Source organism: Massilia sp. CT11-108 (assembly GCF_047302915.1).
Lineage (GTDB): Bacteria > Pseudomonadota > Gammaproteobacteria > Burkholderiales > Burkholderiaceae_D > Telluria > Telluria orientalis.
This window is the reverse complement of the sequence record NZ_JBKYMO010001792.1, coordinates 1-232: the sequence shown is the minus strand read 5'-3', so window position 1 is coordinate 232 and position 232 is coordinate 1. Positions and strand designations below refer to the sequence as shown.

1 protein-coding gene is annotated in these 232 nt (G+C 72.8%); it reads right to left on the bottom strand.

What is annotated here, in order from left to right; translation table 11 throughout:
* Positions 1–232, bottom strand: a 232-nt coding sequence (locus tag ACEN88_RS36340) for an ABC transporter substrate-binding protein (protein ID WP_413347220.1), incomplete at both ends; no start/stop codon positions are given.

Below are 232 nucleotides of genomic sequence, written 5' to 3'. Positions count from 1 at the left end.
GGTGGTCGGGCCAGATGTCCTGGCTCGTCGCGACGGTGAAGCCGCTGCCGTCCAGCTGGGCGCGGGCGCTCCACGGCTCGCCGGCGCAAAAGCCGTCCATGTGGCCGGCCGCCAGGTTCACGGCCATCTGGCTGGGCGGGGCCGTCACCACTTGCGCGTCGCGCACCGGATCGATGCCGCCCGCCGCCCGCCAGTAATACAGGAACAGCGCGTGGTTCCCGGTCGGGGACGT